Consider the following 16133-nt stretch of genomic DNA (forward strand, 5'->3'; position numbering starts at 1 on the left):
CAATGCTCCGTGGCTTGGCACACATATATAAGATTGTCAGGAACTTTCTGTTCAGTTGGTTGAACAGAGAGTTTCTGATTTTTTTGTTTTTCCTTGGTTTGAGCGGACTGTTCTGGCTCTTGATGACGCTGAACGAAACGTATGAGACCGAAATTCCCATACCGGTCCGCATCGCCAACGTGCCCAAGAATGTCGTCCTGACGACCGAACCGGCCGATACCTTCCACGTGACGGTCAGAGACAAGGGCTTCACGATAGTCACCTATCTTTACAGCGACAAGATAAGGCCTGCGCTGGTCAATTTCAATCAGTTTGCCAACAAGTCGACGGAGAAGGGCGTCGTGTCGACCGCCGACCTGCTGCGGCTGATTTCGCCACAGCTGTTCACGTCGTCAAAGGTGAGCGCCGTCAAGCCCGACAGGTTTGTCTTCTACTTCAACTACGGCCTTTCGAAGCGCGTGCCGGTCAGGTTGCGCGGGGTTGTGGTGCCGAGCAGGAGCTATTATCTTGCTGACACGCGCATTTCACCGCAGAGCGTCTTGGTCTACGCAAGCAAGCAGACGTTGGACAGCATTCGCTACGTGTACACCGACGAGCTGAACTTGACGAACATCGAAGACACGGTGGTGCGCAACGTGGGGCTGAAGAGGATTCCGGGAGTCAAGTTGATTCCCGCGACCGTCAAGGTTTCGTTCTACCCCGACATCCTTACGGAAGAGGAAGTCGAGGTTCCGATTCAAGCCATCAATATGCCCGAAGGCAAGGTGTTGCGCACGTTCCCGTCGAAAGTCAAGGTGAAATTCACGGTGGGGGCCAGCAAGTTCAGGATGGTCAAGCCCGAAATGTTCACGGTCGTCGTGGATTACAGCGACCTGGAACGCCATTCCTCGGACAAGTGCCAGCTCCATCTGCGTGCATTCCCCAACATCGTGCGGGGCGCAAGGGTGGAAATGGCGACCGTGGACTACTTGATCGAGCAGCAATGAAGGTTGCGATAACAGGTGGAATCGGCGTCGGCAAGTCCTTTGTCTGCCGCTTGCTGCACGACCGCGGCGTCCAAGTGTACGACTGCGACCATGCCGCCAAACGGCTGATGGCCACCGATGCCCCCCTGCGCAGCGAACTTCAGGCTGCCGTCGGCGAGGAGCTGTATATAAATAATGTATTGCAGAAAGGACTGCTGGCCCGCTTCATCCTGTCGTCCGAAGCCAACAAGCGTCAGATAGAGTCGATTGTACACCCCTATGTGGCCCGCGACTTTGAGCGGAGCGGCATGGATTGGATGGAATCCGCCATCCTTTTCGAGGCCCGTTTTGACGAGAGGGTGGCCTTGGACTACGTCGTTTGCGTGACGGCGCCCGACGACGTGCGCGTGGCCCGCATCATGCAGCGCGACCATATAGGGCGGGACAAGGCCATGGAGTGGATTCGCTGTCAGATGTCACAGGACGAAATCCGTCGGCGGAGCGACTTTGAAATCGTCAACGACGGGCGGAACGACCTGGCTCCGCAGGTGGATTTGCTCCTCAGAACCCTGGAGGACGAGCGCAAGAGAAGATTCCGAATCATACGAAACAATAGAAACATCAAGTAATCAAGCGTTAAATTACAAGCAAAAGAAATGGAAACAATTCTATCTATAGCCGGAAAACCAGGGCTTTACAAGCTGGTTTCTCGTGGAAAAATGAACCTTATCGTAGAAACGTTGGATGAAAACCATCGCCGCATGCCTGCTTTCGCTTCCGACCGTGTGACGAGTTTGGGCGACATCGCCATGTACACCGACGAGGAAGACGTTGCCTTGTGGCAGGTCTTGGAGAACGTTTGCAAGAAGGAAGAGGGCAAGATTGCGTCTCTGGACTACAGGAAGTGCTCCAGCAAAGAGCTGCGTGCCTACTTTGCCGAGGTGTTGCCGAACTTCGACCAAGACCGTGTCCACGACAGCGACATCAAGAAACTGCTGCAGTGGTATAACATCCTTGTCGATAACGGAATCACCAATTTCAAGGAAACGCTGGCTCCGACGGAAGGCGACAACGTCGACGACCGGAATGACAAGGCCGAGGAATAAGATGAGACAAAGGGTGGACTGCGCGTCCACCCTTTTCTGCTTCGTTCCGTTTCGCCGTCGACGGCCTTTCCTTTGCGCCCTCTTTCCGGCGGCCTACGCCCCTTTCCGTAGCCTGTCCGAACCTATTTCGCCCTGTCGGCGTGGCTCTTTAGCCTTGTTTCCACAGCCTCTTGGAAGCAATTCCATACCAACCTTTCCAACTTTAAATCTATCAAACCACATGAAAAAGCTGTTCATCTATTTCTCTTTTCTTTTAGTGGCGGGCCTGTCGTGGGCCTGCGAGCATGTCGACATTGACAAATACCTGGAGCGGGGAGGCGCAGAAGAGACCGGCAACAGGGTCGTCTTTTCCATATCGCCTTACCAGATGTCCGATTTCGACGCCGTGTCGGGCGTGCAGGTACGTGCTTCACGCCCGGTGACCGAGCTTTGCAGCCACATCGACTTGGCCGTTTTCGATGGCGGCAGCAAGCTGCGGGCCGTCAGCCAAAGCTCCGGCGACAAGGATTTCGGTGTCGTTTCGACCAAGATTCCCGAAGGAACCTACCGCGTTGTCATCATAGCGCACAACTGCAAAGGCAAAGCTACGATGGCTTCACCACGCGAAATCAAGTTTCCCGACAATAAAGTGACGGACACTTTCTACTATTGTGAGGAACTGAAGATAGGCGGCGAAGCCAAATATGACGTGATGTTGAAGCGGGCTGTCGCCAAGTTCGTGCTGCAGGTGGGCGACCGCGTGCCTGCGGAAGTGAAGCAACTCCAGTTTGCCTACACCGGGGGCAGCAGCACTTTCAATGCGGAAACAGGCTACGGCTCGGTCAATTCGCGGCAGACGGAAGTCCGTGTCGTGGGCGCCGAGGCCCGACAGGCTGCGTCGCGTTATGAGATATTCACCTTTCCTCATGCCGACGGAAAGAAACTCAAGATTACGATAACCGCGCAGGACGGGGACAAGAATGCCATATCGTCGCGCGTGTTGGAAGATGTGCCGGTCGGCGTCAACAAGATAACGACCTATTCCGGCAACCTCTTTCAATCGGTGGAGCCCAGCCGTGGCGCCTCTTTCACGCTGCAGGCCGATGATGCTTGGAGCAGCGAAGGGTTTGCGGGAACCTTCTGACGCTTATCACATAGCAGGGGGCCATACACCTTTTATGTAAAAATCACCCGTTTTTTGAGCAGTCTTTTGCTCGTCAGTATATCTCTATAGAGAGGGAAGCACAACAGAGATAGTGCTTCCCTCTTCAAATGATTCAATATATACTGACATGCAAAAGCGACATTCCGATCGAGTGCAATATTTTAAAGAGTCTGCTGCCACTTCGCAACGGTATTACATGCCCTATATAGCCCGGTTTCATGCCATCCATTGCAACGCCAGAGTGTTGGAAATCGGTTGCGGTGAGGGAGGAAACTTGCTACCATTTGCACGGCAAGGCTGTGAAGTCTGGGGCATAGACTTATGTGAAGAACGTATTCGGCAGGCACAGGATTATTTTCAGAAGCAAGGAGTGGATGGCCATTTTGACTGTGTAGACTTCTTGTGTTGGCCCAAGCCTGCGGGGGCAAAGCCGATTTATTTGATATCATACTTCTGCATGATGTCATTGAGCACGTGCCCGACAAGCAAACTTTTGTTCGTAGCATATCGATGTTTCTAAAAAGTGACGGTGTCCTGTTTGTCGCGTTCCCCGCATGGCACATGCCATTTGGTGGTCATCAACAGATTTGCCATCATCCTTTTTGGTCAAAGGTTCCCTTCTTTCATTTGTTGCCGAAGCCTGCCTATCGTCTTCTATTGCGTCGGGTGGCACGTGAAGATGGGAATACGGTGGACGAACTTTTATTCATCAAGCAATGCGCCACATCAATTGAGTTGTTTGAATCTGCTGCACGGAAGAGTGGTTTCAAGATACTCGACAGGCGGTTGTGGCTTGTCAATCCTCATTATTTACAGAAGTTTGGACTTCGCCCTCGGAAGCTCTGCCGACTATTGTCGGCCATCCCGTATGTCAGGAATCTTTTTTCAACATCTTGCTTTTATCTGCTGAAAAAGGATTGGATTGCGCACGAAGCAGACAACATGGCGCATGCGGGGAAATGATCTCCGTCGGCTTGGGACGAACACCGGTGGATTGTGTTTTCTGTTGAGGTTTCCTGTTTTCTCAAAGGGCAGCTTTTAGCTTGTAAAAGCTATCCTTTTGGCGTGTAAAAGCAGCCCTTTTACCGGCTAAAAGGGCTGCTTTTAGAAAGCGAAAGAGCTGCTTCCGCATTTCCCTTTCCTCATTTCCCTCTTTCCAACTCGTCGTAGTCGGGGATTTCTTTCAGGAAAGTATAGCTGTTGGTGGCGTAGTCGAGCTTGCAGCAATAGTGGTTCAAGCCGTTTGAAACAACCAGATAGTCGACGTGCAGCTGTGTGTTGTAGGCAAAAATCTGGTCGAAAACCTGTTGGGTGATGGGTATCGACGAAGCCTTGTATTCGATGATCATGCGCGGCCGAAGCTCCTTGTCGTATAAAACGCTGTCGGCCCGCAGCTGTTTCCCGTTGATTTTAATTTTCACTTCGTTGCCCATGAGCGCCTTGGGATAGCCCTTGTGGTTGATTAGAAAGTGGACGAAATGCTGCCGCACCCATTCTTCCGGCGTGAGCGCGACAAACCGTTGCCTCAGAATGTCCAGTATCTGAGGTTTGTCTTTCGTACCCGACAGTTTGTAGTCGAAGCCCGGCAGGTTCAGTCGATTCATTTCTTTATTTTCTCTTTCCATTCATTTTTTTACGCTATCTTTGCATAACGTGGCGTCGTGTGCAAAGATACGAAAAAACACGGAGTTTGCGCCACGGACCAAATTGTAATATCATCATCGCATGGCAGAGAAGAAAACGAGTCCTTCGTTCGAACAGATTATGAAGGACTTGACGGCACGCAATTTCTCACCTATTTATATATTGATGGGCGAGGAGGCTTATTTTATCGACAAAATATCGGATTTCATCGAGGAAAACGTCTTGAATCCCGAGGAGCGCGACTTCAACCAGTCGGTCGTTTTCGGCTCGGATGTCACGGCGGCGCAGGTGGCCGACCTGGCCAAAGGCTATCCCATGATGGCCGAATACAGGGTGGTCGTCGTGAAAGAGTTCCAAAATCTGAAATCTACGGAGGCACTGGAGAAATACATGGAGCACCCCGTGAAATCCACAATCCTTGTGCTTTGCCATAAAAACGGCAACATCGACCGCCGGAAGAAGTTGCCGGCCAAGGCCGAACAGGGCGGCGGCGTTGTCTTCGAAAGCAAGAAACTCTACGATAGGGAACTGCCGGGCTTCATCAACACCTACCTGAAGAGACGGCAGTCGACCATCGAACCCAAGGCCGCCCAGATGATGGCAGACCATATCGGTTCGGATTTGAATCGACTGACGTCGGAGTTGGACAAGGTGTTGATTTCGCTTCCTGAAAACGACAGGCGCATCACGCCCGAGGTGGTGGAACGCGAAGTGGGGGTGAGCAAGGACTTCAATGCCTTCGAGTTCAGAAACGCGGTCATCCATCGGGACGTTTTCAAGGCCTATCAAATTATGAAATATTTTGACAAGAACCCCAAAGCTGGTTCCATCTATTCTTTCCTTCCTCTGCTGTTTGCCTATTTCGAAAATCTGATGATAGCCTACTATGCCCCCGAAAGAAATAATGAAAACAGCGTCGCTCAATATCTGGATTTACGATCGGCCTGGTCTGCCAAAGACTACATGGCCGGAATGAGAAATTATTCGGGCGTGAAGACGATGCAGATAATTGCTAAAATCAGGGAGATTGACGCCAGAAGCAAGGGTATTGACAACCCCAATACCGACGCCGGCGAGCTGATGAAGGAGCTTATCTTCTTCATTTTGCACTGAAAAAGCCTTGTTTCAGCCCCTATTTTACCTAGATGAAGTGCTCCGAAAGGGCACTTTTTTTTGGCTAATTACCCATGTTTTCGGGTAGTTAACTGTAAAAAAGCCCCCTCAGAATTTGATTATTTCAAACGATTCGCTCCGTCGTTCAGAATTCTTCAAGCATTTCATTTTTCATGGTTTCATAGCGGTTGAAATTCAGTGTTAAGCTTCTTTTGCATTCAAAGATGTTGATTGTGGCTTTGTTTTACAATAACAAATCAACAAAAGGATAGCAATGAGCGCGCGTTCGTTATTGTTTTGTTGATTAATTTGCCTTTTGTAAAAATGTATTTACGTTTCAATATAATGGATTTAGATACCTATACGAATGTATATCCAAGCTTTATTGATAGCAATAAATAACTAAAAACCATGGATTTACATGGATATAGTAAACTATTGTATACCTTTTTGCGTATAAACGATGGTTTTATGCCCTCTCGTTGGCCCATAGGCGTTTTTTAAACGACAAATAACTGAATAATTATCAAAGGATTGTCAAATCACTTTAAATCTGTAGTTTGCCCGTAAATGATAAACGATTTTTACATTTACAAATCCATATCGCAAAAACGCCGCTTTGCTTTTGTTGTTTTGTTTATTTAAAATTACAATTCAATATTATTCAGATGTAAATATTTTAAAAAGGGTTTGTGTATGTAATTCCTTTTCTTTACTTTTGTAAAATCAATGATAAATGGCTTATAAAGCCCTATTTTACCGCTTTTAGCTTATGAAAGATAGAATTAGACAGATCATGGAAGGCTCTCACATGAACCAACAGACCTTCGCCCAGTTCATCGGAATGTCGTCCGCTTCGCTCAGCAGCATCTTCACAGGAAGGACCAAACCGACGATCAATATCGTTGAGGCGATCAAGAACAAGATACCTTCCATCTCGACAGACTGGCTGATGTTCGGAACCGGTGAGATGTATATCTCCAAAGAAAAGAAAAGCGGCGAGCCTGGAACAGACGCCCCCGCCTCACCCCACCCGGTGCTGTTTGCGTCGGAGGACGCCCACGCAGGTCAGCCATCGCTCAGCTCCCCCTCCCTCTTCGATGCGCCTTCAGCGCAGAACGTCCATCAGACACCTCCGCAAACGCCGAAAATCATTGTCAAAGAAATTGACAAAAAGATGCGAAAAATCACAGAGATAAGGGTCTTCTACGACGACCAGACTTGGGAGACGTTTGTCCCCAAATAGGCAGAAAGGCTTCTTTCTTTTTTGCCATCTCATGCTTTTGAGTTATCTTTGTTACGATTATGGGAACTATCTTTATTACTATTGCAGATCGTATATGAAAAAGTTTAATCTCGATCTTGAGGTGACGGCAGTCGAACGGTTGAGCCCCACGCACGTTGTCCTGAAGCTGACGCATCGTGAAGCTTTGCCGGCGATGGTGCCGGGGCAGTTCGTCGAAGTGCGGGTCGACCACTCGCCATCCACCTTTCTGCGCCGTCCCATCTCTGTCAATTTCGTCGATGTAGCGCGCAATGAACTGTGGTTGCTCGTCGCGGGCATAGGCGATGGCACGCGGACGCTGTGCAATCTGTCGCCCGGTGCTGTCCTCAACTGCGTTTTCCCGTTGGGAAACGGCTTCACAAAGCCCACTTCCGCAGGCGCACGCGTACTGTTGGTAGGTGGCGGTGTCGGCGTGGCTCCCTTGCTTTATTTCGGCAAACAGCTTCAGGAAGCGGGCCACGAAGTGACATTCCTGCTGGGGGCACGCTCCGCAAAGGACTTGTTGCAGCTGGAATTGTTCGGTCGTTATGGGCGCGTTTGCGTAACGACGGAAGACGGAACGATGGGCGAGCAAGGCTTTGTCACGGCCCATTCCATCCTTCAGCGTGAGCGTTTCGACCAGATAAGCACCTGCGGGCCCAAGCCGATGATGGTCAGTGTGGCCCGCTACGCCATGGAGAGAGACATCTTCTGCGAAGCTTCACTTGAGAACTTGATGGCCTGTGGTGTCGGCGCCTGCCTGTGCTGTGTGGAGAAAACGGTTGCGGGCAATCTGTGCGTGTGCAAGGAAGGCCCTGTGTTTAACGTAAAAGACTTATTATGGCAAGCCTGAAAGTAAAGATCAAGGATTTGGAATTGAAGAATCCTGTCATGACAGCTTCCGGCACGTTCGGCTATGGTTTGGAGTTCGCCGACTTCGTTTCGCTCAGCGACCTGGGCGGTATCATCGTCAAGGGGACGACGCTCGAACCGCGAGAAGGCAACGACTATCCCCGCATGGCCGAGACTCCGATGGGAATGCTCAACTGTGTGGGACTCCAGAACAAGGGTGTAGACCACTTCTGCACGCACATTTATCCCCAAATCGAGGACCTTGGGACGCATGTAATCGTGAATGTGAGTGGCCATAGTCCCGAGAACTACGCCGCCTGCGCGGAACGAATAGCCGCCTTGCGCGCCATTCCTGCCATCGAACTCAACATCAGTTGCCCGAACGTGAGCGACGGCGGGATGGCCTTCGGCGTCACTTGCGCGGGAGCTGCCAGTGTGGTGAAGGCCGTGCGGCGGGGCTATCCCAAGACACTCATCGTCAAGCTGTCGCCCAATGTGACGAACATTGCCGACATCGCGAGGGCCTGTGAGGCCGAAGGCGCCGACAGCCTGTCGCTCATCAACACGCTGATGGGCATGGCGGTGGACATCGAACGGCGCAAACCGCTGCTCAGCATACGCACGGGAGGCCTCAGCGGACCTGCCGTGAAGCCCGTGGCGCTGCGCATGGTGTATGATGTCGCGCATGCCGTCAATATACCGGTCGTAGGCCTGGGAGGCATTTCCAATGCGACCGACGCCCTGGAATTCATGATGTGCGGGGCCACCGCCATTGAGATAGGGACGGCTAACTTCATCGATCCGGCCGTCACCACGAAAGTCGTTCGTGGCATGGACGAATGGCTCGACAGGCATGGCGTGGCCGACATACGGGACATCATCGGGGCCATCCGTTAGGCCCGACAGCATGATGGGGAAGAGATTCGAAGCAGACAACTATCTTTTGGGAAAACAAAAGATAGTTTTTTGTTGGCTTGTAGATAAGAATGTGAGGGAGAGCAAATGCCCTCCCTCAACCAACACAAAAACTAAACTAGACTTAACTAAACGTATTCTGTATTTTCACAAACACCGAATCGTCAATTGCAAAGATACGACGATTTTTTAACTATTAAAAGAAAAGGCGACAGAAAATTAAGTTCTTTGTGCTCTTTTTATAGTTTTGTGGCCTTGTTCAACAGGATATTGTCCAAAATCACCATGGCAGCCATGGCTTCGACGATGGGCACCGCCCGCGGCAGCACGCAGGGGTCGTGTCGTCCCTGGGCTTTGAAAGCGACCTCCTTGCCGTCTTTGTCCACGGTGCTCTGGGGCATGAGGATGGTCGCCACGGGCTTGAAGGCCACCCGGAAATAGATGTCCTGCCCGTTGCTGATACCCCCTTGTATGCCTCCGCTGTGGTTGGACGCCGTCGTGATGGCCCGATGGCCGGACGCGTCGCCCTTGCAGACGAACGGATCGTTCTGTTCACTGCCCCGGGCGTCGACGCCGCCGAAGCCTTCGCCGTATTCAAATCCCTTGGCCGCATTGATTCCGAGCATGGCCGCGCCCAGTTGGGCGTGCAGTTTGCCGAACTCCGGTTGGCCCAAACCGATGGGACAACCCTTGATGATGCCCGTAATCACTCCACCGATGGTGTCCCCCGCGTCCTTCACCTCTTTGATGAGCGCCTCCATTTCGCGTGCCTTTTCCGGGTCGGGACACCTCACGGGCGTGGCTTCCGTCTGTCCGAGGTCGTATTGCCGGTAGTCTTTCTCAAGCCTGATGGGGCCCACCTGCGACGTATAGGCCTTGATTTCCACGCCCAATTGGCGCAAGGCCAGTTTGGCCAAGGCCCCTCCCACGCACCTGGCCACGGTGATGCGTGCCGACGAGCGGCCGCCGCCACGGTGGTCGCGGATTCCATATTTGTTGAAATAAGTGAAGTCGGCATGCGATGGTCTGAACAGGTTTCTCATGTTGTCATAGTCCTTGCTGTGCTGATTCGTGTTGCTGACCACGAATCCTATCGGTGCTCCCGTCGACTTGCCGTCGAACACTCCGCTGAGAATCTCCACCTGGTCGGTTTCCTTCCGGCTCGTGGTGAGCTTGCTCTGGCCCGGGCGTCTGCGGGCCAGTTCCTGCTGGATGAAGTCCAGGTCGATGTCGATTCCAGCCGGCATGCCGTCCACCACACCCCCCAAGGCTTTGCCGTGGCTTTCGCCGAAGGAGGTCAGCGTGAATATTTGGCCAAACGTGTTGCTCATGTTGCCGCCCTCCGGTCTTAATGGTTGCCGCAATTGCCGCCGCAGCCACCGCTTCCGCAGCCGTCGCCGTCCTGGCAACCGCCTCCACAGCCGTCGCAACCGCCGCCGCATCCCTTGGAGAACGCGTTCACATAGTCGGCCATCTCTTCGGCCGAAGCCTCATGGATGTTCTTGATTTCGCCCTTGAAATTGAGCGTCTTGCCAGCCAACGGATGGTTGAAGTCCATCTTCACGGCGTTGTCGGTGATAGCCAATACGTGGCCGTTGAAGCGTTGTCCCTCTTCGTTCTGCAAGGGGACGATGGCTCCCACATAGATGTATTCGTCGTCAAACCTGCCGTTGCGCGTGAAGACGGCTTTGTCCAGCTCGGTCACGTGTTCGGGGTTGTAGTCGCCGTAAGCCTCCGCCGGCGCGAGCGTGAAGTCGAACTTGTCGCCTTCATGCAGGTCGACGAGCGCGTTCTCGAATGTCTCCAGGGCGATGCCCATGCCGCTGATGAAGTCGAAGGGCTGGCCTTCGGATGTTTCTTCCAACAGTTCGTTCTTGCCGTCGGTCACGTCATACAACTGGTATGAGGCTGCGACATACATGTTTTTTTTCTTATCCATATCGATGATTTATGATTCTTTGGGTTTCATGTTTGCTGCAAAGGTAGTGCAATTGGGTGGAATATAAAAGTCTGCCTGTCGTTTTTTGCGGCGTAGGAGCGAATCGTTACAAAAACAAAAGGATGGATTCAAATCTGAAAGCAACAGGCGGCATGGGAAGGATAATGATGCGATTGTGCTCTGAAAAACTTACGAATCGTTACGTTTGCTTTGATTTATGTCAATAATTGTGGGTATTTCGGTAAACAAACTGCCGAAATGTTTGGAACAAGCGTGGGATGATTGTAATTTTGCAATGTCTTCAAAGGAAGGCTATAGGATAATGACAATAGACAACCGGGAGGTGTTCGCCGAGAATCCGTCCCTTAAATGAAAGGTAAAAAGATGAAGAAGAAAATGATGATGACACTGGTGGCGTTGATGTCGATGACTATGAGTTTCGCTGCCGACGAGAATGCAAACAACGCCAGCGCAACTGCGGCTTATGATATGACCATCAACTACAACAGCCTTGCATACGCGTTGAGCCTGTCGGCAGACCAGTTGGAAAGCGTGAAGGACATCCACAAGACATTCTGCGTGGAGATGATGAACGCCGCCAACGCTCCAAAGGAAGAGAAGGCACAGCTGGTCGACAAGGCTGTCATCAAGGATTTGAAGTACATGCACTATGTCTTGGACAGCGACCAGTACCGCAAGTATGTCATGTTGCTCAACGCGACGATGAACAACCGCGGCTTGAAATAATGAAGATTTAGATAAGAGAGAGAATGTTTTGAAGGCTGTGAGTCATTGATTTTGGCTCACGGCCTTTTTCGTTGCCCCCTCTCTGCGGCCGCTTCGGCCATCGGGCGACCGCCGCGGTGAAGACATCTGATTTCAACAACAGCCTTTTCTGCGTGTAGAAGCAGTGCTTTGGGCTTGTCGTCGCTGTGCTTTTGGCTTCTGAAAGCAGTGCTTTTGGCTTGTCATCGCTGCGCTTTGGGCTTCTGAAAGCGGTGCTTTGGGGTGGTCATCGCTGCGCGAGGTCGAAGCAGCGTGCCGGGAATCGGTTGTCAGGGCTTCGCGTGTCGGGCGTATATCGGTGCCCGTGCAGGATTGAAATGCCGGGGATGGGAGCGTCGCCGTGCGGTTCCGCAGGCGCAAAACAGGCCTTTATGCCCTAATTTGCTCATAAAAAACAGTCAAAAGGACAAGTTGTTCATATTATTTATTAACTTTGTCTCACGTTCAACTTATGATAATATATAATATAAGTATTCCTATTTAAATATAAGATGAAGAAAGTCAAGTTCATTTCGTTGATGTTTGCCGCCGCCATCATGCTGTCGGCATGCGGCACCACTTCGACCGTTCCCATCACGGGGCGCAAACACACCCTGCTGGTGTCCGACGTCGAGGTGCTGAGCCTGAGCAAACAGGAGTATGCCAAGTACATGAAGAGCGCCCGACTCTCCGCCAATGCGGCCAACACGGCCATGGTGCAGCGGGTGGGGCGGCGTCTGGCCAATGCCGTCGAGGCCTACTTGAAGAGCAACGGCATGGCTTCGGAGGTGCAGAACTTCCAGTGGGAGTTCAATCTTGTGGCCGACAACAACGTCAACGCCTTCTGTATGCCCGGTGGCAAGATTGTCGTTTACGAAGGATTGCTGCCCGTCACGCAGAACGAAGGCTCGCTGGCTGTCGTCCTGGGGCATGAGATTGCGCATGCTGTGGCCAAGCACAGTGCCGAGCAAATGTCGAAGAAGATGCGTCAACAGTATGCCACGCAGCTCGGCGGAGCCGTCTTGGGGCAGATGGCCGGGCGGAACACTGCCGCCATTGCCACAGCCATCGCGCAGCAGGGCTTCAGTTTTGCCAACTTGAAGTATAGCCGTGACGACGAGACCGAAGCCGACCACATGGGACTTGTCTTCGCCGCCATGGCCGGCTACGACCCCGCCGTGGCCGTTCCGTTCTGGAAACGCATGGCCGCCATGAGCGGAGGCAACCAGAACGACTTGTTCAGCGACCACCCGTCGGACGCCAAACGCATCGCCGCCATTCAAGCGCTCATGCCCACGGCGGAGCGGTATTACCGGGCTTCGGGCTACGCTTCGCAGTCCATAACCATCAAGGCAGCGCCCAAACCGACAAGGAAAGCCGTCGGAAAAAGCGGCGGAAGAACTTCCAAGAGATAACCTTTTACAGCAAGCATAAACTATGATAGCGTATTTGATTTCCCATCTTTGGCTCTTGTGGACAGCCGTCGTGTTTGTCTGCCTGATTCTCGAACTTAGTTCGGGCGACTTCTATGTGACCTGTTTTGCCATCGGTGCCGTGGGCGCGGCTGTCTCCGCTGCCTTCGGTTTGCCGTTCTGGGTCCAGGTGCTGGCATGGGCCTTGTGCTCCGTCTTGAGCATTTGGCTGATTCGTCCCAGGCTTCTTGGGCGGCTGCATGCCGGCGGTCACGAGCGGCTCAGCAACGCCGACGCCCTGATAGGCCGTGAAGGAACCGTCGTCGAGCCTGTCGAAGCCGGCGGATTCGGCTATGTGCAGGTGGACGGCGACGTCTGGAAAGCCGTCACCGCCGGCCCCACCATCGGCAAAGGTGAAAAAGTAAGAATTGTTTCCCGCGACAGTATCGTCATGACTGTCGTCCATGTTTAACCCATGTCGGGTCTTCGGCCCCGCAGCGGCTGCCCCGTGTGGCCGTTCCGGTTGAAGACTTGGCTTCTAATCCACCAACCAACCCTTATGGATATCGTAACTTATGTACTTATCGCCCTGGTTCTCTTGGCCCTCATCTTTGTCAAGAAGACCGTCGTTATCATCCCGCAGAGTGAGACGAAGATTATCGAACGTCTTGGAAAGTATTACGCCACGCTCTCACCGGGTATCAACCTGATCATTCCGTTCATCGACCGTGCCAAGGAAATCGTGTCGATGCGCGGCGGCCGCTATGTTTATACGAGCAACATCGACCTGCGTGAGCAAGTGTACGACTTCGATCGGCAGAATGTCATCACCAAGGATAACATCCAAATGCAGATAAACGCGCTGCTCTACTTCCAGATTGTAGACCCATTCAAGGCCGTCTATGAAATCAACAACTTGCCCAATGCCATCGAGAAACTGACGCAGACGACATTGCGAAACATCATCGGCGAGATGGAACTCGACCAGACGCTGACCAGCCGCGACGTGATCAACACGAAACTGCGGGCCGTTCTCGATGACGCCACCAACAAATGGGGAATCAAGGTGAACCGTGTTGAACTGCAGGACATCACTCCTCCGGAGAGTGTGCTCAGCGCCATGGAGAAGCAAATGCAGGCCGAGCGCAACAAGCGGGCCACCATCCTGACGAGCGAAGGCCAGAAGCAGAGTGTCATTCTTCAGTCCGAAGGCGAGAAGACATCCACCATCAACCGTGCCGAAGCTACCAAACAGCAGGCCATTCTCTATGCCGAGGGCGAGGCCACGGCACGCATTCGCAAGGCCGAGGCTGAAGCGATTGCCATCCAAAAGATTACCGATGCGGTGGGCGCAAGCACCAATCCGGCCAACTATCTCTTGGCGCAGAAATACATACAGATGATGCAGGAGGTGGCCGAAGGCGACCGCACGAAGGTCGTCTACCTGCCTTATGAAGCCACCAACCTGCTCGGAAGTATTGGCGGAATCAAGGAACTCTTTCATGATTCCGAAGCCAAACCGAAGGTAAAGTAGGCCGTTGGGCGTTTTTAAACAAAACAAAGAAGGTTCAGTTCGCCATCGGACTGAACCTTCTTCCGTATATTCAAGACTTTTACAAAGCCTCGTTTCATTTGTCTTCGGGTGCTTTGTCGATCAAGTCCATGAACTGGTCGAGCTTCGGCGTGATGATGATTTGCGTGCGGCGGTTGCGCTGTTTGCCCACTTCCGTGTCGTTGCTGGCCACCGGGTTGTATTCTCCACGGCCGCCGGCGGTCAGTCGTTTCGGGTTCACGCCATAGCGGTTTTGCAGATACTGCACCACGCTTGAGGCGCGCAGGGCCGACAAGTCCCAGTTGTTGCGGATGTTCTTCATGCTGGCGGCGGTGCTGTTCACCGGCACGTTGTCCGTATTGCCCTCGATCAGAACGTCGTAATCCTTGTAGTCCATGATGATTTTGGCAATCTTGCTCAGTGTTTCCTCGGCGCGGTCGTTGATTTCGTAGCTGCCACTCTTGTAGAGCATGTTGTCTGCCAGTGAGATGTAGACCACTCCTTTCAGCACTTGTACGTCCACTTCCTTCAACTCTTCCTTGCTCAACGAGCGGGTCAGGTTGTTCGTGAGCACCATGTTGAGCGAGTCGCTCTTGCTCTTCACCTCCACCAGATGGCGGATATACTGGTTGCTCTCATTGATTTGGTCCACCAGTTTCGAGATGTTGATGTTGTTGGAGTTGGCATTGTTCAAGCTCTTGTCCAGCGAATTTTGCAGTTGCGCGTAGTCTTTCTTCTGCTGTGCCAGCTGCTCTTCCAGGCTGGCCACGCGCGCTTTCGATGCTGCCAGTTCCTCTTTCGCGTTCTGGTAGTTGCTTGTCAGTTCTCTGTTTTCCGTCTGGCAATTCAGCAATTCCTTCTTGCTGGCGCAGCTGCTTGCGAGCAATACGCTGGCCAGCGTCATGACAAAGATAACGTTTCTCTTCATATTCTTCTGTTTTTAGTTAATCATATTCGTGCCGGTCTGCGGGCCATGCGTGGCCGTTGGCAGGCCGTCATGTGCTTGCAAATATATAATAGAAGACAGGGTTTGCGCTTCAAAAGTTTAACGGTTTAGCTTATTTTAACCGCAAGGGGCTTAAATTCAAGTTATTTGACGTTTTTCCGCCTGCTCCGGAAGCAGCTCCCGCCCGCGGTTCCGCAGTTCTGCGGAATCATGTAATATTCATCCATAATTATATAATATATAAAATGGGTATAAGGCGTATCTTTGCAACAGTTCAATCAATAATAGGAGACAAACAAATGAAACAGACTTTCACAGTATCGGGTATGAAGTGCACACATTGTAAGGCCAATGTGGAAAACGCAATCAAGGGTGTCGACGGTGTCGTTGCTGCCGAAGCCGACTTGAACGAGGCCAATGTAACGGTCGATTTCGAGGCTCCCGCAACCCCCGAAGCCATCCAAGCGGCCGTCAATGGAGCCGGCCGCTACGAGCTTTCTTTGTGAAGGAGGGCGC

19 protein-coding genes are annotated in these 16133 nt (G+C 52.2%); 15 read left to right on the forward strand and 4 right to left on the reverse strand.

Annotated elements, in window-relative coordinates; all coding sequences use genetic code 11:
• Nucleotides 1-2: 2 nt before the first annotated feature.
• The 6 genes from K334_RS0108505 (at nucleotide 3) to K334_RS13785 (ending at nucleotide 4178) form a co-directional block, all read left to right on the forward strand.
• On the forward strand, nucleotides 3-986 hold the full coding sequence (locus tag K334_RS0108505; protein ID WP_025880615.1) for a CdaR family protein: 984 nt from the start codon (nucleotides 3-5) through the stop codon (nucleotides 984-986).
• Nucleotides 983-1594, forward strand: a complete 612-nt coding sequence (gene coaE / locus K334_RS13775) for a dephospho-CoA kinase (protein ID WP_025880616.1) — start codon at nucleotides 983-985, stop codon at nucleotides 1592-1594. The genes K334_RS0108505 and coaE overlap by 4 nt, the downstream gene beginning before the upstream one ends.
• Nucleotides 1595-1621: 27 nt before the next feature.
• Complete coding sequence (locus tag K334_RS0108515) at nucleotides 1622-2071, forward strand: DUF5606 family protein (RefSeq protein ID WP_021590181.1); 450 nt, start codon at nucleotides 1622-1624, stop codon at nucleotides 2069-2071.
• Nucleotides 2072-2291: 220 nt separating this feature from the next.
• The gene (locus K334_RS13780) at nucleotides 2292-3194 is read left to right on the forward strand and encodes a DUF6562 domain-containing protein (RefSeq protein WP_025880617.1); all 903 of its coding nucleotides are present in this window, start codon (nucleotides 2292-2294) and stop codon (nucleotides 3192-3194) included.
• A 217-nt stretch (nucleotides 3195-3411) separates the two neighbouring features.
• Nucleotides 3412-3735 carry a class I SAM-dependent methyltransferase gene (locus K334_RS15270; protein WP_238318951.1) on the forward strand — a complete coding sequence of 108 codons (324 nt, stop codon included), beginning with the start codon at nucleotides 3412-3414 and terminating at the stop codon, nucleotides 3733-3735.
• The gene (locus K334_RS13785) at nucleotides 3621-4178 is read left to right on the forward strand and encodes a class I SAM-dependent methyltransferase (RefSeq protein WP_238318953.1); all 558 of its coding nucleotides are present in this window, start codon (nucleotides 3621-3623) and stop codon (nucleotides 4176-4178) included. The genes K334_RS15270 and K334_RS13785 overlap by 115 nt, the downstream gene beginning before the upstream one ends.
• 179 nt (nucleotides 4179-4357) lie before the next feature.
• On the opposite strand, the gene K334_RS0108530 is transcribed toward K334_RS13785, so the two are convergent.
• Nucleotides 4358-4819, reverse strand: a complete 462-nt coding sequence (locus K334_RS0108530) for a type I restriction enzyme HsdR N-terminal domain-containing protein (RefSeq protein WP_025880618.1) — start codon at nucleotides 4817-4819, stop codon at nucleotides 4358-4360.
• A gap of 121 nt (nucleotides 4820-4940) precedes the next feature.
• Between K334_RS0108530 and holA the strand changes: the two genes are divergently transcribed.
• From holA to K334_RS0108550, 4 genes are all read left to right on the forward strand, one after another.
• A complete protein-coding gene (gene holA, locus K334_RS0108535) occupies nucleotides 4941-5972 on the forward strand; it encodes a DNA polymerase III subunit delta (protein WP_025880621.1) in 1032 nt (343 codons plus the stop codon).
• A 772-nt stretch (nucleotides 5973-6744) separates the two neighbouring features.
• Complete coding sequence (locus K334_RS0108540; protein ID WP_025880622.1) at nucleotides 6745-7218, forward strand: helix-turn-helix domain-containing protein; 474 nt, start codon at nucleotides 6745-6747, stop codon at nucleotides 7216-7218.
• Between the two features lie 94 nt (nucleotides 7219-7312).
• Entirely contained in the window at nucleotides 7313-8089 is a 777-nt protein-coding gene (locus K334_RS0108545) for a dihydroorotate dehydrogenase electron transfer subunit (RefSeq protein ID WP_025880625.1), read from the forward strand.
• On the forward strand, nucleotides 8077-8985 hold the full coding sequence (locus K334_RS0108550; RefSeq protein ID WP_025880627.1) for a dihydroorotate dehydrogenase: 909 nt from the start codon (nucleotides 8077-8079) through the stop codon (nucleotides 8983-8985). The genes K334_RS0108545 and K334_RS0108550 overlap by 13 nt, the downstream gene beginning before the upstream one ends.
• Before the next feature lie 257 nt (nucleotides 8986-9242).
• On the opposite strand, the gene aroC is transcribed toward K334_RS0108550, so the two are convergent.
• Both aroC and K334_RS0108560 read right to left on the reverse strand, forming a co-directional pair.
• The gene (gene aroC, locus K334_RS0108555) at nucleotides 9243-10334 is read right to left on the reverse strand and encodes a chorismate synthase (protein ID WP_027444829.1); all 1092 of its coding nucleotides are present in this window, start codon (nucleotides 10332-10334) and stop codon (nucleotides 9243-9245) included.
• 17 nt (nucleotides 10335-10351) lie between these two features.
• Complete coding sequence (locus K334_RS0108560) at nucleotides 10352-10942, reverse strand: FKBP-type peptidyl-prolyl cis-trans isomerase (RefSeq protein WP_025880628.1); 591 nt, start codon at nucleotides 10940-10942, stop codon at nucleotides 10352-10354.
• Nucleotides 10943-11311: 369 nt separating this feature from the next.
• Between K334_RS0108560 and K334_RS0108570 the strand changes: the two genes are divergently transcribed.
• The 4 genes from K334_RS0108570 (at nucleotide 11312) to K334_RS0108585 (ending at nucleotide 14653) form a co-directional block, all read left to right on the forward strand.
• Nucleotides 11312-11689 (forward strand): hypothetical protein, encoded by a 378-nt coding sequence (locus K334_RS0108570; RefSeq protein ID WP_027444830.1) that lies wholly within the window; start codon nucleotides 11312-11314, stop codon nucleotides 11687-11689.
• 530 nt (nucleotides 11690-12219) lie between these two features.
• The gene (locus tag K334_RS13790) at nucleotides 12220-13122 is read left to right on the forward strand and encodes a M48 family metallopeptidase (protein WP_036890200.1); all 903 of its coding nucleotides are present in this window, start codon (nucleotides 12220-12222) and stop codon (nucleotides 13120-13122) included.
• Between the two features lie 22 nt (nucleotides 13123-13144).
• Nucleotides 13145-13591 (forward strand): NfeD family protein, encoded by a 447-nt coding sequence (locus tag K334_RS0108580; protein WP_027444831.1) that lies wholly within the window; start codon nucleotides 13145-13147, stop codon nucleotides 13589-13591.
• An 87-nt stretch (nucleotides 13592-13678) separates the two neighbouring features.
• Nucleotides 13679-14653 (forward strand): SPFH domain-containing protein, encoded by a 975-nt coding sequence (locus K334_RS0108585; RefSeq protein WP_025880633.1) that lies wholly within the window; start codon nucleotides 13679-13681, stop codon nucleotides 14651-14653.
• Between the two features lie 94 nt (nucleotides 14654-14747).
• Here K334_RS0108585 and K334_RS0108590 read toward each other — a convergent pair whose 3' ends face one another.
• Nucleotides 14748-15599: an OmpA/MotB family protein gene (locus K334_RS0108590; protein ID WP_025880634.1), complete on the reverse strand. Its 852-nt coding sequence runs from the start codon at nucleotides 15597-15599 to the stop codon at nucleotides 14748-14750.
• 317 nt (nucleotides 15600-15916) lie between these two features.
• Between K334_RS0108590 and K334_RS0108595 the strand changes: the two genes are divergently transcribed.
• Nucleotides 15917-16123: a heavy-metal-associated domain-containing protein gene (locus tag K334_RS0108595; protein WP_025880635.1), complete on the forward strand. Its 207-nt coding sequence runs from the start codon at nucleotides 15917-15919 to the stop codon at nucleotides 16121-16123.
• Nucleotides 16124-16133 lie beyond the last annotated feature (10 nt).

This window comes from Segatella baroniae DSM 16972 = JCM 13447, from assembly GCF_000426585.1.
Lineage (GTDB): Bacteria > Bacteroidota > Bacteroidia > Bacteroidales > Bacteroidaceae > Prevotella > Prevotella baroniae.